This window comes from Nanohaloarchaea archaeon SW_7_43_1 (genome assembly GCA_003009795.1).
GTDB lineage: Archaea > Nanohalarchaeota > Nanosalinia > Nanosalinales > Nanosalinaceae > SW-4-43-9.
Genome location: PXPE01000001.1, coordinates 134,765 through 156,843 on the forward strand (window position 1 = coordinate 134,765; position 22,079 = coordinate 156,843).

A 22,079-nucleotide genomic window follows, 5' to 3' on the forward strand; every position below is an offset into this window, starting at 1 on the left:
TCCTTTAAAAATTCTGCTGATGTTGGAAACCGTAATAACTGTTGGATCCGGAGAAGGTAATACTGGATATGATGAAAGCAACTCTGATTTGTACTGTATATAATGAAGGAGAATCCATCCGAGAACTTCTGGACTCGATAGTGAATCAGTCGGTTACTCCGGATGAAGCCATTTTTGTTGATGGCGGTTCTTCTGACAGTACTCAGGAGATAATTGAAGAATATGCTGAAGATCATAATTGGCTGGAACTTGTAGTGGATATAGGCGCCAATATAGCCGAGGGCAGAAATACCGCGGTCGAACATGCCTCTAATGATTATATCGTATCGACCGATGGTGGCTGTGTCCTAGATGAGGGATGGTATGATGAGATGAGTGATGCATTAGAGGAATCAGACTATGTAACAGGGATGTGGGAATATCAGGCCGATAATCTGTTCAAAAAAGTACAGGGCAAAATAGTGTCATCGGCGCACACTGTTGAAGAACTGAAGAAAGGTAACAGAGGGCCAAGCTCGCGATCAGTAGGTTTCTCGGTACAGGCCTGGAAAGATGCAGGCGGTTATCCGGAAACTCTTTATACAGGAGAAGACTCAAAGTTCAACGCTAAAGTAATGTCGGAGGGTTATAAGCCGGCGATCGCTGAAGACGCAATGGTCTACTGGCAAATGCGTCCCACCTGGAAAGATTTCTATCGGCAGTTCTACAAATATGGTGAAGGGGATGCTAGAGGGGGAAACCTGTTTATTCACCCATCCCAGAAATTTGGTGCTAGTAAGAATGTATGGTTGTTCTCGACTGCGTCATTAGCGATCTTGTCAATGATTTCTCTGATTTATACGTTTGTTTCTGGTTCGGAATTGGCTCTGTATAACGCCGTTATATTATTTACCTTATTGGTTATTCCAATAGGATACTATATGTCTGCTTTGAAGGAAATACTGATTGAAGATGGGCTCAAAGCATTTCTAATCGCGTTAGGAATTTCTCAGCTGAAATATTGGGCTTGGTACGATGGATTTGTATTGAATTGTTTGAAAGAACCAAGTCTGATTTCACATCAGTTTAAGGAGGCGTCGAGATTGAGATGAAAATAGGTATGGTAACGACACAGTTTGCCGAAGTAGGTGGAGTAGAGAATGTGGTTAGAAGTCTTTCTAGAGAAATGAGAGAAAAACATGAAGTTCATCTAATTACTAGAGACCGACCTCAAAATACAGAGGATTTTTCTAGATTTGAAGAAGTACATATCATAGAGAACACAGATTCATATCTTAATTATCTGAGCAGTGGTAGAAAATGGTTTGAGGAGAACTCAGGAGATTTTGATGTTCTGCATTTTCATAACTGGTCGCCAATAATACCGGCCAGAGAAATAAAAACTCCTAAAATCTTGACCTTTCACGGTACAACTGTTGATATTTTTTTAGGAAATAAACAATATCACAAAGCTCCGATTTACTGGATGCTAGAAGAATATGCAATTAATATAGCTGATAAAGTAACTTCAATTACTGAATCTCATCTAGAGCCATTCTTCGTGTCTAATTATGAGATAATAAGGAATGGTGTTAATACCGAAAAATATCTTCCTACAGAAACGGAGGAGAAAAGGCAGGAATTGCAAGATAAATATAATATAGAAGGAAAAGGAATACTGATAGTAGCTCAACATGAAGAAAACAAAGGCCACAGAAACCTGATCGAAGCAGCATCAAAAATAGACCAGAAACATACACTGATGACACCAAGCACAGGCCCACTCCAGAGAGAAATAGAAGAGATAGCCGAAGAAAAAGATGTCAACGCAGAATTCTACGGCAAAATACCTGAAGAGGAACTAATCGAACTATACCAGGCTGCAGACATTTTTTGCCTGCCAAGCTGGAACGAAGGACTACCACTCTCAATGCTAGAAGCACTAAGCTGCGGTTCACCAATACTAGTTTCTGATGTTGCTGATAACCCAATTATAGTGGATGAATCAAAAGCAGGCCTAACAGTAGAACCAAAGGATGTAAAAGACCTTCAAAAACAGCTGTTGAAACTTCTTGATTCAAACCTTGATCAGAAATCAGAAAATGCTAGAAACTACGCAGAGAAAAACCTTGACCGGGAAAATATATCTCTACAGTACCAACAACTATACAGTGAAATCGCAAAATGAAAGTGAAAGACTGGTCAAAAGTAGCTGAGGAATACCTTGAACTAATGCCTGACACAGAGAAGATAGGGGTCGTAACTGATACCGCTGAGACAAGTTCAGGAGTTGGAAGAGTAAGCAGAGAGCTCGCCCAACAATTCTCGAATCGAGATTTTGAGGTTATACTTTACACTATAGATGGCAGGATATCTGAAGATAAAATAGATGAGCTGGAACCTGATGTAGAGGTAAAGGAAATTGACAGAAGTTCCTCCATTGATCCTAGAGAAGTAAATAGGATAAAGAGTTTATTTGAAGAGGATGATGTTGATTGGATGAATTCTCATGGCTTCTATCTTGCTATGGTGGCGGCGTTTTCCGATGTGAAGACCCTGAAGACATACCACGCACATATCACGGCCTGGTCCGAAATCAGGAAACATCCAATACACTGGATAAAATGGGTTGTGGAAGAATCACCGTCTATCTGGCTAGCGAATCAGAGAGTTTCAATCAGCGAATACGCTGCCAGACAGATGAAACGGTTCTACCTCTCAAATTCGAAAATGATCTACAACGGAATAGACACCGAAAGGTTCAGAGAGAAAGAAACAGACTACAGATCAAAAATAGATATTCCAGAAGATGCTTTTGTAGTAGGAAGTTTATCAGCGCTGAAAAAATACAAAAATCAAGAGAAAACACTTGAAGTATTTGCGAAAGAATACGCAAGGAGAGGGGATGTATATCTGGTAATTGGCGGAGACGGACCAAGAAGAGAACATCTAGAAGAAAAGGCCTCCAAGCTAGGAATCACGGAAAAGACAAAATTCCTCGGTTATGTTCATGATAAAGACCTAGTAGATTTCTACAACTCAATCGATCTCTTCATCTATCCTTCCAAATGGGAAGGATTTGGTCTTCCCCCATTAGAAGCAAAACTTTGTGGGTGTGAGATAAAAATACCTAATCAAGAAACAGCATTGAGAGAGGTAGAAGGAGGCGAGTGATATGTTTTCGAAAATATATTTAAAGTATGATCGAATACTGAAGAAAAAATTAGGTGATTTTCCTGGTTTGACCAGATTGTCCTTTTTTCTCTACAAGCTTGCGGAGAGGAATATTGAGAAAGTGGAGGGGGGGGAGTCTGTGTTTGAGATGGAATGGGATAATTTAATTATTCTAGACGCCTGTAGGTTTGATACTTTCAGAGAATGTTATGATGGAGAGATTGATTCCCGTATTTCTCTAGGAAGCTCTACACTAGAGTATATGGAGAAAAATTTCTCTTCGGGTAACTTTGTGGACACTATTTATGTAACAGGGAATCCTCACTTCCATCCATCACAGTTTAAGAACCTGACTGGTAGAAATTTAGAAGATGTTTTCCACAGTGTTTTTCATACGTATCAAACCGACTGGGATAAAGATGCAAATACAGTATTACCTGAACCATTAATTAGAGATGCAAAAACAGCTAGGAATCTGTTTGAGGATGAGAATCTAGTAATTCATTTTATGCAGCCTCATTATCCATTTGTCAACTCAGATCTTGCTAAGGGCGGTATTAATCCCGAACTTGATGATTCTGCTGAAAGTGTTTGGAGGAAGGCAGAAAAAGGAGAATACTCTCGTAAAGAGGTTTATCAGACCTACGAATCTCACCTTGAATTTGTTCTGCCTAAAGCGAAAGAATTGGCAGAAACTCTTGAGGGAAAGACAGTAATAACCTCCGATCACGGTAATCTTGTAGGGGAAAACGGATTATATGGACATCCCTCAAGAGCACGAGCACGATGTCTAAGAAAGGTACCACTCTTGGTGATATACGATGAGTAAGGTACTCGTAGTAACCTTTGATGGAATGGATAAAGACTTAATTAGAGATTATAATTGCGAAAATCTTCTTGGGATGGAAGAGTTTGGCACGATAGATAACTCAACAGGGATTTCTACTATAATAACAAATGAACTCTGGGCAAGCTTCATCACAGGGAAGACCTGGAAAGGCCATGGAATAATTTCTAAGAATAGGCCTGAATCAGACTTTCTCTTCGAGATAGAGAAACTAAATAGATACAAATTCTTCAGGAAGTTCATGGGTATAAGAAGATCTATTTATGACAATATTCCTTTCCTTAACTCTAGCATAAGAGCTTACGATAAAAGGGATTTGAAAAGTGATACCCTCTTTGAGAAGGTACCTTCCTCGAAAGCTATAGATGTTAGAAGTTATAACCTTATTTACAATGTAGACATGATGTCCGGCCTGAAAAAAGGCGTTTCTGCAGCCACAAAGGAATTAGAACGCTTTACAGAATACAAGAAAAAAGAACTTTTTCAGGCTATGGGAGAAGAATACAGCTTTATTATGACTCATTTCCATAAACCGGATCATATTCATCATTGGTACTGGGAAGTAGGGAAAAACGAGAAAGTGGAGAAAACATACCATGAAATGGACGAGTTAGCTGGAGAAATAATGGATAAGGCTGAGCAGAACGAATTTGAGAAAGTGATATTCATTAGCGATCATGGCCTTCCAGATATGCAGAAAGGAGCACACAACGAAAATGCATTCTACGCATGCAATCACGAACTATTCGGAGATGAAAAGCCGCATATAACAGATTTTCACGACAGGATTTTGGAACTAATCAGTCAAGGAGGCGATGAAATCGAAGGTGTTGATTTTTGATTGATTTTAAAGCCCTATCAAAGAATATTAGGAGAAGAAATTGGAAGCCGTTTCTTTTGAAAATATATCGGCCTATTTTTAGAAGAAAGGACCATGAGGGCGTTGATATTCTTGAAGAGGAGTGGGATAATTTGATTATTCTAGACGCCTGTAGGTATGATATTTTTAAAGAGGAGAACTTCTTAGAAGGGGATTTGGAAAAAAGAGTCAGCAAAGGCTCTAGTTCGAGTGAATGGCTAGCTGAGAACTTTCCGGAAGATGAATATGAGAATATAGTATATGTATCCGCTAATCCTCACTTGTGTCCATTTGAGCTTGATTATATTGGAGATGCAATGGACTCGAGTAAATTTCATGATTTTGCGCCCGTTTATCTAGAGGAGCCTGAGGAAGACATTAAATCAGCTAACTACATGAGTGTGCATCCTGGAACTGTAAATGAATTTGCAAGGGAATTTGCTGAAAAGTATCCTCTCAAGAAACTGATTGTGCATTACATGCAGCCGCATATTCCTTATATAGGTGAAACAAAGATTAGGCTAGATCAAGAGGTAGAGAACCCGTTTGAGCTTTTCCAACATCCCAAATGTCGGGAAGGGTACCGTGATAACTTGAGGCTGGTGCTTGAACATGTGAGAGAACTAATACCTCACCTCTCCGGGCAGACTGTTGTTTCTGCGGATCATGGAGAACTTTTTGATGAGAGAGGGTTATATGGTCATCCTACCGGTATTTACTTCTCTGATCTCGTGACTGTTCCTTGGTTTGAAGTTGATGGCAATTACTTAGATAATGAGGAAACAAGAGGTATTGATATATGAAACAGAATTTTAATCGAGTTATTATCATAGCGTTTGACGGCTTAGATTACCAGAAGATTCGGAAGTACGACTGCGAAAATGTGATGCAGGAAGAGTTTGGAAAAATCTCTCTAGAGAATATGCCCTTGACTACTGGACCTCTATGGAGTTCATTTATTACAGGTATGCATCCGGAGGAGCACGGTGTTCAAAAGACGATGAACTGGACCAATCAGAAAGTGCAGAAGTTTGAGAATTTGATGGGAGACCTTCCTTTTACAGATTTCTGGAAAGGTATTAGATGGACTATCTTCCGTAACCTTGGCTCCCTTAATGCAGGGGTAGTGGGTGCTTACAGGGAGAACTTGGAGGTAAATGAAACTATTTTTGAGGACATTGAGCCCTCAATCTCGCTTAATGTTCCTGGTCAAGATATTAATACTGCCTTGAGCACAATCATTATTTCAAGGGCGCTTGGAAAAGATGCCCCTCTTCCTAAAGACGTTATGGAAAGGGATATTGACGCTGAGCATCTGAAAAGGAAAGAGGAAACATTCGAGGCTCTGAAGGATGAGAATTTTGCGTTGTTGATGTCTCATTTTCATAAGTCTGATTTCATGCAGCATCTTTATGGTTTCAGTGAGGAGAAGGAAAGAGAACTCTATAGAGTATTCGATAAGCTAGCCGGAGAAATCAAAGAATATGCATCTGATGATGACTTGCTGATCTTCTGCTCTGATCACGGTCTTGAGGACGGAGGTCACAGAGATCAGGCATTTTACTCTCTAAATCATGAGCTAGGCCTTGAAAATCCTCATATAACTGAGTTCCGAGATATTCTGAAGTCTATAGAGGTTAAGAGGGCTGAGGAGATTAGAGAGCTGGATCTCTAAAGGTATCCCATTTTATCCAGCTTGTCTTTGATTTCTTCCTCTACCTCCTTCTCTTCTCCGCTGAAATTGCCGAGCTTCTCTCTAATACTCTCCTTAAGTTCCTCGACTAAATCCGGATTCAAATCCGTTTTCTCTTGGTGGAAACCGTTGATTCTGAAGCCTTTCTTTTCTCCGTTGCTATCTACTACAAGCTTTGAATCCTGCTTTATTGCTGCCTGTAGACCTCTACTGAACCATCCTATATCTTTTGGAGGATTGAGCTTCTCCAGCTCCTCTATATACCCTCCTAATGCCTTGTCCCTCTCCATGTGGACTATTTCTCTTTTTTTCTCATCTGGAAGAAGGCAGGGCCTGCTCTCCACTTCTTCAACCGTTTCGCCTGTAGCAGCTTTTAGAAGGGAGTTTGGAAGATCTATGAGAGAAACAGGTTTTTCTACATTATCCTCTCGGAAGGGGCCTCCCGCAATAACAAGAGGAACGCGCGTAAGGCTTTCATTAAGAGCTGTATCATGATAAAGAAGCCTGTTATACTCGCCAAAGTTTTCCCCATGGTCTGAAGTGAAAACTATAATTGTGTCTTCGTACACTCCTTCTTTTTTCAGCTTGTCTATCAACTGTCCGACTCTGTAGTCTAGGTATGCAACTTCGGCATCGTATCTGGATTCTACAACATCCATTTCCTCATCTTTAAGTTCGAGATTTCCCGCCGTATAATCTAGGCAATGTCCCCAGTCAGCTACTCTGTCGACTGCTTCTTCGTCCATTTCTTCTCCAACTTCTCTTTCGAACTTCTTTCGGAACTTTCTAGGTGCCTCATACTTGTTGTGAGGGTTTGTGGGGTTCCAAAATGTAAAGAAGTGTCTGGAATCTTCTCTTGATTCAAGCCATTTTCCAATCTTTTTCGTTGCGTAACGAGTTCTATTATCTTGGCCAAAAAGAAGGTTCCAAACCATCCCCTCCATATGCCAGAAATTAGGCTCGAACTTATCCTTCAAAGAAATGTCTTCATAGTAGTCAAATCCTCTTTCAAAACCTAGATCTGAACGAATGTGGAGGGACAAATTGTAAGCCCTTGTCTCGTAGCCTTCATCACTGAAGTAATTCCCGATAGTCCTGTACTCCTCATCTAGGGGTGAACCCTTCGCTGGCCAATCCATGTTTGAACAGTACTCTCCTGTAAGAAATGAAGGCTGTGAAGCTGCTGTCCAAGGTCCGGTAGCGTATGCCTTTTCGTAGAAGACTCCTTTCTCTGCCAGCTGGTCAATATTTGGTGTCAGCTTTTTTCCGTCTCTTCTGTATCCTGTGTAAGAGAGTCTATCGGCCCGCATAGCATCGGCCATTATAACTAGCACATTTTTCTTTTCCATACTGAAGAAAGAGTATCTTTTTACTTATAACTTTAGAATAGCATTTGTGATGGCCCGAAATATAGAAGACTTGGATATCCTGTGGCTGGGATATGATGGAGTACATCCGGCACATAGAAACTTCGCTGATAGCATAGGTGCGGAAGTAGTTAATTTAACTATAGATAGTGATCCAGGATGGTCCAATGCCTGGAGATATGTTGAAAATGGTATTAAACAAGGTCACTATGATTATGTGATTTGCAATGAGGGACCTTCTCTCCGTAGCGGGGCGCCTATGAAGTTTTACTCTTGGTTGAAACCAGGTGAATCAAATACTAAAGTGATTAGGTATCTAGCCAATGCTAATTACTATTTTATTACACAAGGTGATGGCGCTAGACCTTACTTCAATAGATTTGTAGCAAATTTTGTGGATGGTGGGATTGCCAATTCAAAATTTACAGAGAAGAACGGTAAGAAATTTATTGACGGACCTATAAGAACTGCAATTCCTCCAATAAGACAGGAACTTTATGATAAACTGCCCAAAAATGGTCATAACTGTGGAAGTAGAAAGATTCTTTCAGTAGGAAACAACTCCTGGTATAAGGGTAAGGATTTACTTGTTGAGGCCTTTCAGATCGTTAAAGAAGATTATCCAGAGGCAGAGTTAATTTTAGTAGGTAGTGAAACTAAGGAGTGGAGCGATAAAGACAATGTAAAAGCACTAGGCAGAGTTAAAGATGTTGCACCTTACTATGACAAGGCAGATGTGTATGTTCAGTCCTCTCGAGGAGATGGATTTGGAGTAGTGGTTCCAGAAGCCATGAGGTCAGGAATTCCTACTGTTGTTACAGAGACTACTGGTGCAAGTGAGATAGTAAGGGACTTAGATGATAATTTGATAAGAGATGTAGATCCAAAAGATATCGCTCAAGGCATTAAATATTATTTCGAACTTTCTGAAAAAAGAAAAAAACAATTATCAGAGACCGCCAGAGATCTATCCGAACCTTTTTCTCCAGAAAATCGTAAGAGCCAGTTTAGGGAAGAATCCGAAGAGCTAGTAGAAGAACTAGAGAAATGATATCAATTGTTATACCTGCAAGAAACGAGAAAGAGAATTTGAAAGACTTATTGGAATCGATAGACCAAACCACCTATGATGATTATGAAGTTATAGTGGTTGACGGGGGATCTACAGATGGAACTAAACATGTGGCTGATAAATATGATGCAAGAGTGATTGGAGGTCCTCAAGAAGGTCCTGCAGTGGCCAGGAATGTTGGTTGGGAGAATGCTAGAGGGGAATTTGTGTATTTCTTGGATGCAGATAGATTAATTGGGCCTAAAACCTTGAATAATGTTGCAGAGGCTTTTGAAGAAAATTCCGAGGTTGATGTATTTCATGTAGAGACCGTTGACAAGTTTGTTACAGATAACTGGGTTTCTAAAGCGATAGCTGCGGAAAACGGTGCTTTGACAGGAAAACAACATAGAGCAGAAATTTTCAGGAAGCTAAAGGAGGTTATAGGGCTGTGATAATACGAAAAGAAGTTTTGGAGGACATTGGAGGTTATGATGATGAGATGGCATATGGAGAGGATTTTGATATTCCTGAGAGGATAGATAAGGCGGGTTATAGAAGAGAATGGGTTAAAGGCGAAGAGTACCACAAACTAGTTTCCTCCTTATCAGAGGTATATAGACAGGGCAGATGGTATGGTAAGAGCATACTTTGGATGGTTTACAAGCATCCTAGCTCCTTTCCGAGCCTTCTCAGTATAGGCTTATTTTCTACCCTGCCATTTATTACACTTGGAGCTGTCCTCTTTTCTCCCCTAACTTATCTGGCAGCCCTACAATATTTACTAATAGGCTTCTATGTTATTCTAGGTTTCTACAGAACTCGTAATCCTTATATAGTGGCTGTTCCCTTGATTAAGGTAGTAAGGAGTATTGCAGAGGTTGTAGGTATTGTGGAAGGGTTCTTCACTACGGACTTTGGTCGCGAATGATATTAATGTAGCTGGAAATGACTGACTCTTTGTCAGACCCAATCTTCTTTGCTATGTGTCTACAGTCTTTATCTCCAGATTCTGGCTCTGTATTATTCCAGTTATCTACGAGGAATTCATCCGGCAGGTACTCGTTTAGAGGCCTGATATCTGAGGTCAGAACTGGTATCCCTGCGGCAAGCGATTCCAGAAGTGCGAGAGGTAGGTCAACGGTTTTCTCAAGGTTATGGTATGGAAAAACGGCTAGCTTGGCTTCTGAAAGAGCTTTCTCGGGAAGCCCCTCATGCAGAAATATCTCCCCGTTACCGATCTTCTCCTTCATCTCAGGAAATCTTTTCAGGACTGTCTCATCGTCCTGTATGAAGTAGCAGTGTACAGGATGTTCCTCAGAAGCCATATACATAAGTCTATCTATCCCTTTATCGGGGCGGGCGTGACCAAAATGCACTATCTTGTCGTTGGAGCTTTCGATATCAAAGAACTTGTCTTCTACGATAGGACGTAATGTAGAAGTATTACTGATTTTAATCTCATCTCTGTAGAATTCTTCCATATTTTCCGAGGGTAGTATAACTTTGTCGCAAAGCAGAGGAAGGAACGTCCGTTTAACGGTTCTACGGAAAAGGTTCTCTGGCTTTATATTATAGTAGTTGACGAAAATCTGTGTATCTGAAAGAATATTGAATTTCAGAAGTCTAAGGAAGAATTTCGAGTTCAGGAAAGGTGTAAAGTATAGATGAACAACGTCGTAGTCGCCTTCTCTTACGTTGTTGATTACGTCCTCTTTCTGAACTATGAAGTTATCTACATGATGTCCACTATCTTTCAGAGCTTCTTCCATACGGTTATGCATAGAAGCTAAACCACCAAAACCCGGGTCCTGTATCAGAAATGCGAACTTCATACTTTATCCTCTATGAAGCTAGCTATTTTTCGTGGCTGTCTTTCAAGCGGCACACGCAGCTTTTTGATTTTTACACTTTCAAAGCAGTCTTCCAAAATCTCTCTGTTTTTCGCTTCTGAGTCCTCCATGTATTCGTTGGCTTCTTCAAACTCGGTTCTCCATATATTATAGTTTTCCTCAAATCCAGAGCGCTGCATCTGGTTCCATAAAACCATTTTATGGATGAAGTCTTCTTTTCTCATATTTTCTAATCTCATATCATTGCGTTTCTCCGGTTGAATGTAGAAAGCAGTATCAATCTCTCTTTTCTCTGTTTCAAAGTTCATATCATAAGGATCAATCTTCACAGGTTCGATGAATCGATCCAGAGCTTTACCTACGATGGGCAAAGGCAGTTTTCTTATTTGTCTGAATGATTTTGCTTTTGGCTTTGAGTAATCAGCATTCAGATTATTCAGGAGGCTCTGGAATTTCTCTATATTATGGTTGCCGATATAAAGCGGCATCCGAAGAGGAATTGCCTCACCGGAACTATTTACTGGTGCATCTTCGTCGGCCATAAACTTGAAGCCTCTCAAGTTCAGGGCTAAATTGATTCCGGTCTTCCCTGTATTAGGCGGTCCTGTAAGCACATAGGCGTTTTCACTATCTGAGAATGTAGAAAAGTGGCTCAGAGATATTTCTTCACGTAGAAGCCGATAGTATTCTGCATCGAGAACATAGCTATTTAGATCGCTGTTTCGTTCCGTATTTGTTTTTACAACTGTTTTCTCTCCGATTTTTGAGAAATCTATACTGTATCTATTCCCTGATTTTAGAATCACCATTCTATCATCGGTGAACAGATAGGAGTTCCCGGCACGAGAATATCTTTCAGCACTCATATCTTTTTTCTGAATATTTGGATTCAAAGGTTCAGGAAATTTCACTTTTCATCACTTCCTATTAGCTCTTTGACATCTTCAAAGCTGCTGTAAGATAGATTCTTCACTTTAGTGTCTTCCAGGCTTTCTCTGTAAATTTGTTCTCGGGATACAATATTCTCATCTGTGATAAAGCTGAATAGGGAAGGATAGTGATGTGTGTGGAACTCCTGTAAGTTATCGGCTAATCCAAGTAATCGATCGACATCGTTTTCCACATCTGAAGTTCTGAACTTTCCTCTGTTCAGTAAGAATATCTTTTCCAGCTCTGTGGGCTCTGAAGCTATATTTTTGTCATCCGTTTCAACTATTTCCTGTCCGAAGACTCTTTCCCCAGTTTTCTCCAGTATTGAGGTTCTTTCAACTGTGAAATCGGTTACGCGGAGCATCTCAGGGTATGGATAGACTTTCCCATCCTTTAAAAACACCAAGTTATCAGCCATGAGTTTGTAATCATTTTCCGCCAGGTAGAGACCTAATGTAGTCTTCCCGACCCCGCCGAATCCCGTGAATACATAGGCCTCGCCGTCTTTCTCAACAGCTGAGGCATGCACAGGATAGAAGCCTTTTTGCTGCATCTTCCACATTAATGGAAGCTGAATAGCACGTCTGATTATAAAGTACTCGTAGTATTCGTTCCACGTGCGCTCTTTACCTTTTTTCGCCATCCTGCCGTAATGCTTCCAGGTCTCTGGGTCGAGGTATGCAGCTATCTGTAGCTCATCCTCCATGCTTACCCTGCATTTTAGAGGTCCGTCGCTGTAGATCATCTCATTTTCATTAATCTGTGTTCCAGCACCTAGATCTGAGAAAGCGTCTTCGTCAAACTCTGGAGCTTCAAAATGAACAGATACTCTCATATCAACATCTTCCACCTCCTGCTGGAAACTCTTCAATCGTTTCTCCAAAAACTGTCTGAACCCTTCTTTACCGGTCTCTACTTCCAGACTGGTTCCGTGTATATCGAATTCTGATTTCATTCTATGAGAACCTCTCTATCACTTCATCTAAGTAAGGTATATCAACACCTATCTTTCTTTCCGCTGCTTTGATAATCATTTTGTCATCTTCGGAAAGTGTACGTGTTAAAAGCAGCAGACCTAGATAAATTACTCCAAAGGCTGCTAGTGCAGGAACTAACATCCATTCTGGAACAGGATCAGCTAGGGCTTTGATCAGGAAGTAGGTTGAAACTGCTGCAACCAGCCCTGAGAAAAATATCTTCCACATAGAGATCTTGAAAGGCTGCTTACTTGTTAGGTAGTTCACAACTATTATACTAGCTACAGAACTGGTAACAAGGGAGAAAGATGTAGCTATCGCAGCGCCTAGAACTCCATAATCAGGGATTAATAGTAGATTCAAACCTATATTGACTAGGCCTGTCATAGAGGCTAGATAGAAGTTGTATTTTGTTTGGCTTGTAGCCTCGATTATCTGGCGGCTAATACCGGTTAGTGAGGAGGCAAGGTATCCGAAAGCAAGTATTGAAAGTGCTGTTGCCGTTGAAGAATAGCTGAAACCGATGAAGTTAACTGTCTGCTCTAGGTACTCAGGACTGAAAAGCAGCTTTAGTCCGGGCTTTGAGAAAAGTGCCATGAGGAGGAACATTGGTAAGGTAATCATCAAAACCCATTTTGTGGTGGTCTTGTATACCTGCGCCATATCCTCAATCTTACCTTCTGAGTAAAACTCGGTCATTACTGGAGTGGCTAGAGAACCTATAGCACTGGGAATAACACTGATGATTGTGGCTGTCGGAAGCGCCGCGTTGTAGAGCCCTACTGCAGAACTGTTCTTCATATATCCGAGTAGGAATATATCTGCCCAGGAGGTAATTTGATTAAAAACATCGGAAAGAACTAAAGGTGCGGAATGTCGTACGATTTTGGCTCTCTCCCGAACAGAGTTGATGCTTCCGGAAATGAATGGAAAAATCTTTCTATCGATCAGGTACAGGCCTAAAATACCTGATGAGATCCATCCGGCAGCAAATCCGATGCTAGCACCAAAAAGACCGTAGTTGAACCACAAAAGCACAGCGGTTACAGCGATTTTCACAATGCTCTCAGTAATATTTCGGATGTAGATCTTGAAACGTATTTTCTTGAAAGCCACAGCGATGTTAGTTGTAACAGTTGCCAGAGTGCAGAAAGGGACTGCGATAGAGAATACTCTGAGAACAGAGGCAACCTGTTCTGATCGAAATATTTGTATGGCTAAGAAGTCTGCTGATAGGAAAAGTCCTATAGAAATTATAATGCTGGTAAGAAGTGTAACACGTATTGAAAAGTCAAATACTCCCTGAATACGTTCTTCGTCATCCTTATTCCTGTAATAAGGAATAAAACGCTGTACGCTGGAAGGAATTCCTAACATAACCAGACTTGTGATAACACTGAAGGCCATCATTCCTAGAGAAAGAACACCGTAAAGATCGGAGCCAAGCGCATTTGCGGCTACAATTTGGTAGATATAGCCAAATACCTTCGTTAGCATTACACCTACGAAGGAAATACCCGCGCCTTTCACAAGTGTTCTTAAAGCATCAGATGCCGAAGCCATTTATCGAACATAGAAGGTCCTAGATATATTAAACTCATATTTCACAAAACCTCAATATGACAAAACTCTTGGTGGTTGGATGGGATGGAGCTAGTCATAACTATTTAGAGGAGATTCAACTAGACTACTACGGATCTTTACAAAATCAAGGCAAACTCCTCCCGGAAGATGTCTACAAAGGTATTCCGATTGATTCGGGTACTGCTTGGACTACTATCACTACAGGTACTGGGGTCAACGAGCACGGTTTCCTGAGCATCAATAATGTTGTTAAGTCAAAGAGTTTCCTCAATTTCACGAAGAGTATCGCTAAACTAATACCGAACAGAAAGCTGAGAACTTACGCTTTCTACGGCCCTAACAAATTGTTCAATCTTAAAGACAGAACTCCCAGATCCCAAGATGTCCAATACAAAAGACTCTGGGATTATATTGACGACAGTCTAACGGTAAGTGTGCCGCTGACCTATCCTGCTTGGAAACATAATGGTGTAATGTTTTCAGGTATTCCTGCACCTAAAGACGGCGCTCTACCTACTTCTTATCCTCAAAGCTATGAAGACTATAGGAAGAGGATCAATGCCTATAATTATCTAGGAGGCAAAAAGACTCCTTTAGAAGAAAGTTCTAAACCGAATCTTCAGGAGTACAAGGATAGGATCTACGAATTAAATGAGGAGGCTTTTCAGGTTGTGGAGGAACTGGATGAAGAGAGGGATTTCCAGCTGATCTTCGGAGTCTTCCCAATTATTGATGATCTTCTACACGCTCTTGATCCGGAAGACAACCGGGATGAGATAGAAGCAGCTTATGAATGGATTGATAACAGAACACAAGAACTAGTGGAGAAGGTTAATCCTGACAATGTTCTAATCCTTTCCGATCATGGTATGATGCCTGCTGAGGAATCGCTTAACCCGAATCAGTATCCTGGTCTGGAGATGGATCATGATCCGATGAATGGTATCTGGGCTTCCAACACAGATCTTGAACTTGAAGAGCAGAAGGACGTTACACCTAAGATTCTTGAGTTGTTCGGAAAAGAGTTCAAGAAGGAGAAGTTCGAGATGGAGGTTGAACCGGATACGGAAGAATTTGAGGATATAAAGGTCTAAGATTGATTGGGAAAATGTAATAATTTTCTAGAGGAAGACTACAACATGACTAAGGTCTCTGTTGATAGCGAAGGAAAGATATATCTTCCGGAATAAATCAGAGAAGGATTCGTGGGAGAGTTCCATGTTGTAAAGCTTCAGAATTCGATAAAACTTGTACCTATTGAAGATGTTCCTGTTGAAGGACTGAGAGAAGCTACTAACGGAGCCGAGATTGTTGACCTTGATGGTATTAGTGAGAAGGTTGATAGGAAGGCGAAAGAGGAACTTAAAGAGGAGTTCTAACGAAGAATCCCCTAAGTTAGATCTGGAAAGGGCCAGGGTTGAAGGTTAGTTCTCAGAATGAAGGAAATTTATTTAAATTTTGCCATTGATCTAAACTTTATGGAAGTTAAAGCAGATGACGGAAGAATCTATATTCCTAAGGAAACAAGAGATAGGATGGGAACAAAGTTTGAGCTTATAGATAGAGGAGATAAAATAATTCTGGTTCCACTTGCGAAAGACCCTTTGAAGGCTCTTAGGGAGGAAGTTGGGGATATAGATAAATCTGTTGAAGAGCTCAGAAAAGACGCTTTAGAGACTGCGATGAAAGAGGCGGGAAGGTAAATGTATGTTGATGCCGATTTTGTCCTGGCTCTTTTCAAAGAGGATGACTGGTTAAAAGAGAATGCCCAAGCAGTATCTGAAAGAGAAGATGATCTCTGGACTTCAAGCTATACTTTAGTCGAACTCCTACTTGTTTCATACAGAGAAGGTTGGAATTCTTTGAAAATTATTTCCTATACTTGTCAAATGTTAAGGGTTGAAGGAGAAACAGAGGAGATTAAGGCGGCAGCCAGCCATATAGAAGAAAATGGTTTTACCCCGTTTGATGCACTGCATCTTGTGTCTTCCGGCAATGATGTCATGGTAACAAGCGATCAGAGCTACGAAGGTTATACGGATAGACTGAAACTTGAAGATATTGGTGGCTAGGAGATATTATTTTTTACAGAGTATAAACGACGTTATATTCTTAGTTTGTATCACTATAATTATCAGAAATGATTATTTCATAGCCGCGAAGTAAGAATTTCTTGTTTTTGTGTAAAGTTTTTAACAGTTTTTATGTAAATTAGTTACATGAATACTAAAAATGTCTCAAGTAGAGAAGCTGAAATAATAGATGAAATAGAGGGCAGAGAGATGCTATTCTTCTCGCCAACTGATATATCCCGTTTCCTGGGTATAGAGAAGAGGAACGCCTATAATCTTCTTTCCAGGATGCAGAAGAAAGAACTAGTAGAGAGGATAGAATCTGGAAAATATGTCCTGACCAAAAAATATAATTCCCGAGATATCTATGAACTGGCTTCAAACATCATTAAGACATCTTACCTTGGATTCTTTAGCGCTCTGCATTTCCATAGTCTTACAGAACAGGTTCCGCAGAAAACCCAGATTGCATCAACCAAAAGAAAAAACTCCTTGAACATACAGGGGAGAAAAGCCGAGTTTGTGAAGATCCGTCCAGAAGATTTCTTCGGCTACGAGGATTATAACGGCGTTGTATCCTCCGATCCAGAAAAAACGCTGATAGATTGCCTAAGATTACCACAAAAAGCAGGAGACTTCTCCAATATAGCAGGTCTGGAGTTCAAAAACTTTCACACTGAAAAACTGATCAGGTACTGTGAGAAGACTGGTAGCTCCGCGGTCGCCTCCAGACTAGGATACCTGCTTGACCAAAATGAAGTTAAATTCAATAAAGAGAGGCTGAAAACTATTACTAGCTATTACTGCAAGCTTGATCCAGGTAAAAACAATAAAAACGCTTCTAAAGAATGGAAAATTTATGCTAACCGTGAAATATGATGATTGATAGACAGAAACTAAGAAAGTTACATGAAGAAGATCTACCACTTCATATCCTCGAACAGGACTATATCCAGGCCCTATTCCTCACAGAGCTCTACAGCAAAACGGAAAAACTTGTTTTCAAAGGAGGCACTTATCTAAAACATGCATACGGTCTGGACAGGTTCTCAGAGGATCTTGACTTCACAGCAGTAGAAGAAAATGTAGAGAAAGATGTAAGAAGCGCCAAAGACGCTCTAGAAGATTATGGTATAGCTGCTGAGATCGATAAAGTTAATGAAAACAGCATTTCATTCAGTTGCAGGCTCCGGTTTGAAGGCCCGCTCTACAAAGGCAAGGAACAGTCAAGAGGAAGTGTAGAGATCGATATTTCCAAGAGAGAAGATGTACTGCTTGAACCGGAATGGAAAAGACTGTTCTTCGAATACCCAGAAACCCGGGTAGTAAACGCTCTGGGCTTGAAAAAGAAAGAGTTACTGGCGGAGAAACTCCGGGCTCTGAGTACCAGAGAAAAAGCAAGAGATCTCTATGACTGCTGGTTCCTGATGAAACAGGGTACTGGGATCGATCTCAAACTTTTTCAGAAGAAAATGAAGGTTGTAGATGCAGAACCTGTTATAGAAATAGCTAAAGACCAGCAGAACTGGAAAGGCGATCTTGAAATGTTTCTCGAGAACCCTCCAGAGTTCAACCAAGTGAAAGAGGAAGTAATGCAAATACTTGAGGAAGAAGGTTTCGAGATGAAAACGTCATAAATAATGGCAACGAATTAAAGGATGTGAATCAAGATGACTGATACAACTGTAGAACTTTCAGAGGAAACTTACGGCCTATTAGCTAAGAGAGCGAAAGACAAGGGATTCAAAACGACGGACGAGTACATCAACTATGTTCTTGACCAGGTCGCAGAGAAAGCGAGAAAAAAGGTGGAAACAGACGACCAAGAGTTCAGCGAGGAAGACGAGGAAAAGGTCAAGAAACGGCTGAAAAGCCTGGGATACCTAGACTAAAACCTTCCGTTTTCTTTTTCACATTTGCTCTCTAACAACTATTCTATGCAAGCCGTTTTCCTTGGAATGAATGATGGCGGTGAGAAAGTCTATAACTGGCTGAACGATAGAAACGATATAGAGGTTAAAGCACTTTTGACTGAGAAAAATCAGCTATCTTTGGTTGAAGACATAGAGCCGGATATTATGATTTCCTCAGGATTTGAACACAAAGTTCCGGAAGAGATAATTGAAGTTCCGGAACAAGGAATTGTCAACCTCCATCCCTCTTTTCTACCACACAACAGAGGGTCTCACCCCAATATATGGAGCATAATTGAGGATACTCCGGCCGGCGTCTCCATACATTACATGACTGAGGAGATTGATGGAGGCCCTATTATTGATAGGAAAGAGGTTAGAGTAGAACCCTCCGATACCGCAGGGAAGCTATACGACAGGCTTCAAAATGAAATGTTTGAGCTTTTCAAGGAGAACTGGTCTGATATTAAAGAGGGAGTTAAAGGTGAGGAACAGACCGGTTCAACGACAACACATTACGAAAGAGAGCTAGGGGAGATCAGCGAACTAGATCTTGACGAAAAAGTAGAAGTGGGAGAGTTCCTGAAAAAACTCCGGGGTCTGACCTGGAAGCCGTACAAGAATGCTTACTTCGAGAAGTATGGTGAGAAATACTTTGTTGAAGTTGAGATTATTCCTGAGAGCGAGATAGACTGATTTAGATCTTATTCTAGTTTTTTGAAAAGAGATTTGTATTTATCTGCTATATCTTGAAATTTTTGCTTAGATTCTAACCACTTGTTTGCTTCCTCTGTTTCAGTTTCAAGTTGTGTTTTCATTGGGTGTTTCACCTGTTTTGATCCATTGGGCTGTTTCCTCAATACTCATTGAGGGTAATTCCCACTTTATAGCATAATGTAGTTCATCAGTGTTTTGTATTTTATGGGGGCTGAATGATTCATTATTCTCTTGTAGAAAACGATCGGTTATCATTACTGCAGTTCTTTTGTTACCATCATTGAAAGGATGTTTTTCTATTAGTTTTTGTAGATAGATGGCTGCTGACCCGTAAACATCATCTTCACTTCTTGCATCTTCCAGTACTTCTTGAATTCTTTCAAGCCCTTTCTCTCGAGATCCTTTAAGACCTTCTGTTCTCACTCTACTATTTTCTTTTACCACTTCGTGAGCGGTTAGAATATCTTGGATACTGGGGTGCCAGAAAGGCATATAGAACTAACTGGTTAGATAGGGATTTAATATCCAGGTTTTGAGCGATTTTGTCTTTTAAAACATCTTAACAGATTCTTTGCCGTCATGGCTACTTTTACAGGACCTAAGCCTCTTGGAACCGAGCTTAGATGTGAGGTTTCCTTTGATTTCTCAACTTCATTCTTGGAGTTCCCCGATCTATTTATGCCACATATCTTTCTCAAGTTCTACAGAGGACTTAACGCTATCTACAACACCTGTTAACCTCCCAATCTATATCTGTATCAACCATATTTTTCTCTGAGTTTTCATCAATTTATGATTTACGCTGATGAGTTGATTTATAAACATATTTTGCATAAGATATGCATTATGCCGAGAAAAACTATCTCCCTGCCAGAGGACCTCGCAGAATTCGTGGACGAGAACCATATCAATCTCTCCCGGTTTGTACAGGACAAGCTGAGGGAGCTGGCAGAGTCAGAAATTGAGGAGGAAGAGCTCTCTGAGGACCAGGCAAAGGAGATTGCTCAAAAACTGGAAGACCTCGGTTATCTTGACAGGTGAAAAACAATGGTAGAGCATAGAAAAAGAACGGTTCTGAAAGCAGCGACTTATAGAGTATTTGCAACAATTACTGTTTTCCTAGTTTCATTCTCATATACGGGAAGCTTCGCTTCTGCTGCAAGTATCGGACTTACAGCAGCTGTTGCCAAAACCTTGCTTTACTACACATGGGAGAGACTCTGGGCAAATATTTCTTGGGGTCTCAAGACCACAAATTAAACTTGGACGATCGAAAAAATGAAAGTAATCGGAATTGACGCGGCTACCTGGGACCTGATAAAACCACATAGAGAAGAACTACCAAACTTCGACCGTCTGATGGAAGAATGCGACTACAAGACAGTTACTGTGGAAGAAACACCAAAAAGTGCGCCTCTCTGGACATCAATATTCACAGGATTAAGACAGAGCGAGCACGGTCACAAGGACTTTGTAGTTGATGATGAACTGCAGAAAAGAAGGGATATTGATGGAACATTTGTCTGGGAAAAACTCGATGATATCGACACCATAGTTCTACAGGTTCCCGCGGTTATTCCGCCGATAAACTACAACGCAGAGTATGAGCCGGAAGGATTCGGCGTCTCCAGCGATCTAGACGAACTCGAGGCCGACAGAAAGAAATTATTGGAGAAATCCAAGGATGTTCTCGAGGAAGATCCTGAGTTCTTCGCTGTCGTATTCATGCAGCTGGATCGTGTCTCCCACTTTTACTGGAACGACAAGGAACTGATCCTAGAATGGTACAAGAAGATGGACGAAGTACTTGGAGAGCTACTGGAATACTATGACTTCGAGTCTGATGAGCCTCTAATCGTTCTCTCAGACCACGGGTTTGCGGAGCATGGAGAAGGCAGAGTACAGACCTTGCCAGAGGAAACACCGCACGGAACTTTGGAAGGCGACCATCACGAGGACGCAGTTCTGATCACAAAAAACGTAGATTTCGAAATCAATCAACCAGAAGACGTTGCAAAAGCTATTCTAAACAACTACGGGAAGTATTATCCAACCCACTAAATTATATTAAGAGCTGATTATTATGCCAGAATCACCTGTAACACGGGAAGAAATTGAAAACGCACCTACAAAAGCCAAGATAAAAGCCGGAGAAGAAGTTGTCAAACGAGCCCTTGAAGAGTACGATCCCGAGAAAACGGTTATCGGATTTACAGGAGGGAAAGACTCGACAATCACTGCCTGGCTCGTCAAGCGAGTATGTGAGGAACACGGTATCCAGAAACCGGATTTCATGTTTGTAGATCACGGCCAGCATTTCGATGAGCTTGAAGACTATGTCAAAAGACTTGCCGACGACTGGGGATTTGAGGTTATGGTCGCAAAGAACGAAGATCTTATAGAGAAGGCAGAAAACCCGGGCGACAAAGTAGATGTATCAGAACTTAACGAGAGAAATCAGAGAGAAGCCGAAAGAGTAGGAGACTACGAGGAAGTACCGTGGCTGATGGACACCGAAGCAGGAAACCACCTTCTCAAAACAGTTCCAATGAACGAGTTACTGGAGAACCACAATATTGAAGCAGTGATCAACGGAGTCCGATGGGACGAACACGAGTCACGAGGAGATGAAGACTTCTACAGCCCAAGAAATGAACCTGAACATATGAGAGTGCACCCTATTTTGCAGCTTACAGAGCGAGATGTCTGGGACGTATCATGGTTCCACATGGTGCCTGACGTAACCGGGGTCGAAATCGAAGAGTACCCGGAAAACAAGGACGATCTGCCAGAAGGACTTTCCAAACAAGGTGTTCCTATCAGTCCGAAGTATTGGGCAGGATTCAGATCCCTGGGATCAGAGATCTCAACCGACAAGCACAAAGAAGAACCTGCATGGCTACAGGATGTAGAGAACACCAAGGAAAGAGCAGGCAGAGCCCAGAACAAAGACGATAAAGAAATCATGGAAAAGCTCAGGTCTTTAGGCTATATGTGACTATCTGGCTTAACTGTAGCTTCTGTAGAGCTATTTTATAATGTTGCAGCTCTGTAGAACCTTTT

At 41.0% G+C, this 22,079-nt stretch carries 27 protein-coding genes; 21 read left to right on the forward strand and 6 right to left on the reverse strand.

The window, feature by feature from the left end; translation table 11 throughout:
• The first annotated feature begins 68 nt into the window (after positions 1-68).
• Genes BRC29_00740 through BRC29_00770 form a run of 7 tightly spaced genes read left to right on the forward strand, consistent with a single transcriptional unit; the run spans position 69 to position 6,534 of the window.
• Positions 69-1,091, forward strand: coding sequence for a hypothetical protein (locus tag BRC29_00740; protein ID PSG98637.1), 1,023 nt, complete (start codon positions 69-71; stop codon positions 1,089-1,091).
• Positions 1,088-2,167, forward strand: coding sequence for a hypothetical protein (locus BRC29_00745; GenBank protein PSG98638.1), 1,080 nt, complete (start codon positions 1,088-1,090; stop codon positions 2,165-2,167). Before BRC29_00740 ends, BRC29_00745 begins: the two co-directional genes overlap by 4 nt.
• Positions 2,164-3,153: a hypothetical protein gene (locus tag BRC29_00750; GenBank protein PSG98639.1), complete on the forward strand. Its 990-nt coding sequence runs from the start codon at positions 2,164-2,166 to the stop codon at positions 3,151-3,153. The genes BRC29_00745 and BRC29_00750 overlap by 4 nt, the downstream gene beginning before the upstream one ends.
• Before the next feature lies 1 nt (position 3,154).
• Positions 3,155-3,982 (forward strand): hypothetical protein, encoded by an 828-nt coding sequence (locus tag BRC29_00755; GenBank protein ID PSG98640.1) that lies wholly within the window; start codon positions 3,155-3,157, stop codon positions 3,980-3,982.
• Positions 3,975-4,841 (forward strand): hypothetical protein, encoded by an 867-nt coding sequence (locus BRC29_00760; protein ID PSG98641.1) that lies wholly within the window; start codon positions 3,975-3,977, stop codon positions 4,839-4,841. The genes BRC29_00755 and BRC29_00760 overlap by 8 nt, the downstream gene beginning before the upstream one ends.
• Entirely contained in the window at positions 4,838-5,662 is an 825-nt protein-coding gene (locus BRC29_00765) for a hypothetical protein (protein ID PSG98642.1), read from the forward strand. Before BRC29_00760 ends, BRC29_00765 begins: the two co-directional genes overlap by 4 nt.
• The gene (locus tag BRC29_00770) at positions 5,659-6,534 is read left to right on the forward strand and encodes a hypothetical protein (GenBank protein PSG98643.1); all 876 of its coding nucleotides are present in this window, start codon (positions 5,659-5,661) and stop codon (positions 6,532-6,534) included. The genes BRC29_00765 and BRC29_00770 overlap by 4 nt, the downstream gene beginning before the upstream one ends.
• Here the strand turns inward: BRC29_00770 and BRC29_00775 are convergent.
• Positions 6,531-7,901, reverse strand: coding sequence for a hypothetical protein (locus BRC29_00775; protein PSG98644.1), 1,371 nt, complete (start codon positions 7,899-7,901; stop codon positions 6,531-6,533). The genes BRC29_00770 and BRC29_00775 overlap by 4 nt on opposite strands.
• A 49-nt stretch (positions 7,902-7,950) precedes the next feature.
• On the opposite strand from BRC29_00775, the gene BRC29_00780 reads away from it, so the two are divergent.
• Genes BRC29_00780 through BRC29_00790 form a run of 3 tightly spaced genes read left to right on the forward strand, consistent with a single transcriptional unit; the run spans position 7,951 to position 9,901 of the window.
• Positions 7,951-8,970: a hypothetical protein gene (locus tag BRC29_00780; GenBank protein ID PSG98645.1), complete on the forward strand. Its 1,020-nt coding sequence runs from the start codon at positions 7,951-7,953 to the stop codon at positions 8,968-8,970.
• Positions 8,967-9,425: a hypothetical protein gene (locus BRC29_00785; GenBank protein PSG98646.1), complete on the forward strand. Its 459-nt coding sequence runs from the start codon at positions 8,967-8,969 to the stop codon at positions 9,423-9,425. The genes BRC29_00780 and BRC29_00785 overlap by 4 nt, the downstream gene beginning before the upstream one ends.
• Positions 9,422-9,901, forward strand: coding sequence for a hypothetical protein (locus BRC29_00790; protein PSG98647.1), 480 nt, complete (start codon positions 9,422-9,424; stop codon positions 9,899-9,901). The genes BRC29_00785 and BRC29_00790 overlap by 4 nt, the downstream gene beginning before the upstream one ends.
• On the opposite strand, the gene BRC29_00795 is transcribed toward BRC29_00790, so the two are convergent.
• The 4 genes from BRC29_00795 to BRC29_00810 are packed head-to-tail and all read right to left on the reverse strand — an operon-like array spanning position 9,879 to position 14,293.
• Positions 9,879-10,805, reverse strand: coding sequence for a hypothetical protein (locus BRC29_00795; GenBank protein PSG98648.1), 927 nt, complete (start codon positions 10,803-10,805; stop codon positions 9,879-9,881). The two genes, BRC29_00790 and BRC29_00795, sit on opposite strands and share 23 nt — an antisense overlap.
• Positions 10,802-11,734, reverse strand: a complete 933-nt coding sequence (locus BRC29_00800) for a hypothetical protein (GenBank protein ID PSG98649.1) — start codon at positions 11,732-11,734, stop codon at positions 10,802-10,804. Before BRC29_00800 ends, BRC29_00795 begins: the two co-directional genes overlap by 4 nt.
• Positions 11,731-12,708 carry a hypothetical protein gene (locus BRC29_00805; protein ID PSG98650.1) on the reverse strand — a complete coding sequence of 326 codons (978 nt, stop codon included), beginning with the start codon at positions 12,706-12,708 and terminating at the stop codon, positions 11,731-11,733. The genes BRC29_00800 and BRC29_00805 overlap by 4 nt, the downstream gene beginning before the upstream one ends.
• A 1-nt stretch (position 12,709) precedes the next feature.
• Positions 12,710-14,293 carry a hypothetical protein gene (locus tag BRC29_00810; protein PSG98651.1) on the reverse strand — a complete coding sequence of 528 codons (1,584 nt, stop codon included), beginning with the start codon at positions 14,291-14,293 and terminating at the stop codon, positions 12,710-12,712.
• Positions 14,294-14,349: 56 nt separating this feature from the next.
• Here BRC29_00810 and BRC29_00815 point away from each other — a divergent pair, with 56 nt between their 5' ends.
• The 7 genes from BRC29_00815 to BRC29_00845 all read left to right on the forward strand — a co-directional run bounded on the left by BRC29_00815 (position 14,350) and on the right by BRC29_00845 (position 18,995).
• Positions 14,350-15,408: a hypothetical protein gene (locus BRC29_00815; protein PSG98652.1), complete on the forward strand. Its 1,059-nt coding sequence runs from the start codon at positions 14,350-14,352 to the stop codon at positions 15,406-15,408.
• Between the two features lie 384 nt (positions 15,409-15,792).
• The gene (locus BRC29_00820; GenBank protein ID PSG99529.1) at positions 15,793-16,017 is read left to right on the forward strand and encodes a hypothetical protein; all 225 of its coding nucleotides are present in this window, start codon (positions 15,793-15,795) and stop codon (positions 16,015-16,017) included.
• Positions 16,018-16,386, forward strand: a complete 369-nt coding sequence (locus tag BRC29_00825) for a hypothetical protein (GenBank protein PSG98653.1) — start codon at positions 16,018-16,020, stop codon at positions 16,384-16,386. It abuts the gene before it with no gap.
• Between the two features lie 147 nt (positions 16,387-16,533).
• Positions 16,534-17,265 (forward strand): hypothetical protein, encoded by a 732-nt coding sequence (locus BRC29_00830; GenBank protein PSG98654.1) that lies wholly within the window; start codon positions 16,534-16,536, stop codon positions 17,263-17,265.
• On the forward strand, positions 17,262-18,023 hold the full coding sequence (locus tag BRC29_00835) for a hypothetical protein (GenBank protein PSG98655.1): 762 nt from the start codon (positions 17,262-17,264) through the stop codon (positions 18,021-18,023). The genes BRC29_00830 and BRC29_00835 overlap by 4 nt, the downstream gene beginning before the upstream one ends.
• Positions 18,024-18,056: 33 nt before the next feature.
• Positions 18,057-18,278, forward strand: coding sequence for a CopG family transcriptional regulator (locus tag BRC29_00840; protein ID PSG98656.1), 222 nt, complete (start codon positions 18,057-18,059; stop codon positions 18,276-18,278).
• A 45-nt stretch (positions 18,279-18,323) separates the two neighbouring features.
• Entirely contained in the window at positions 18,324-18,995 is a 672-nt protein-coding gene (locus BRC29_00845) for a formyl transferase (GenBank protein PSG98657.1), read from the forward strand.
• Positions 18,996-19,100: 105 nt separating this feature from the next.
• On the opposite strand, the gene BRC29_00850 is transcribed toward BRC29_00845, so the two are convergent.
• The gene (locus BRC29_00850; protein ID PSG98658.1) at positions 19,101-19,508 is read right to left on the reverse strand and encodes a hypothetical protein; all 408 of its coding nucleotides are present in this window, start codon (positions 19,506-19,508) and stop codon (positions 19,101-19,103) included.
• 354 nt (positions 19,509-19,862) lie between these two features.
• Here BRC29_00850 and BRC29_00855 point away from each other — a divergent pair, with 354 nt between their 5' ends.
• Genes BRC29_00855 through BRC29_00870 form a run of 4 tightly spaced genes read left to right on the forward strand, consistent with a single transcriptional unit; the run spans position 19,863 to position 22,014 of the window.
• Positions 19,863-20,057, forward strand: coding sequence for a CopG family transcriptional regulator (locus tag BRC29_00855; protein ID PSG98659.1), 195 nt, complete (start codon positions 19,863-19,865; stop codon positions 20,055-20,057).
• 6 nt (positions 20,058-20,063) lie between these two features.
• Positions 20,064-20,276, forward strand: a complete 213-nt coding sequence (locus tag BRC29_00860; GenBank protein ID PSG98660.1) for a hypothetical protein — start codon at positions 20,064-20,066, stop codon at positions 20,274-20,276.
• A gap of 18 nt (positions 20,277-20,294) precedes the next feature.
• Complete coding sequence (locus BRC29_00865; GenBank protein ID PSG98661.1) at positions 20,295-21,077, forward strand: hypothetical protein; 783 nt, start codon at positions 20,295-20,297, stop codon at positions 21,075-21,077.
• Between the two features lie 22 nt (positions 21,078-21,099).
• Complete coding sequence (locus BRC29_00870) at positions 21,100-22,014, forward strand: nodulation protein (protein ID PSG98662.1); 915 nt, start codon at positions 21,100-21,102, stop codon at positions 22,012-22,014.
• The last annotated feature ends 65 nt before the right edge of the window (positions 22,015-22,079 follow it).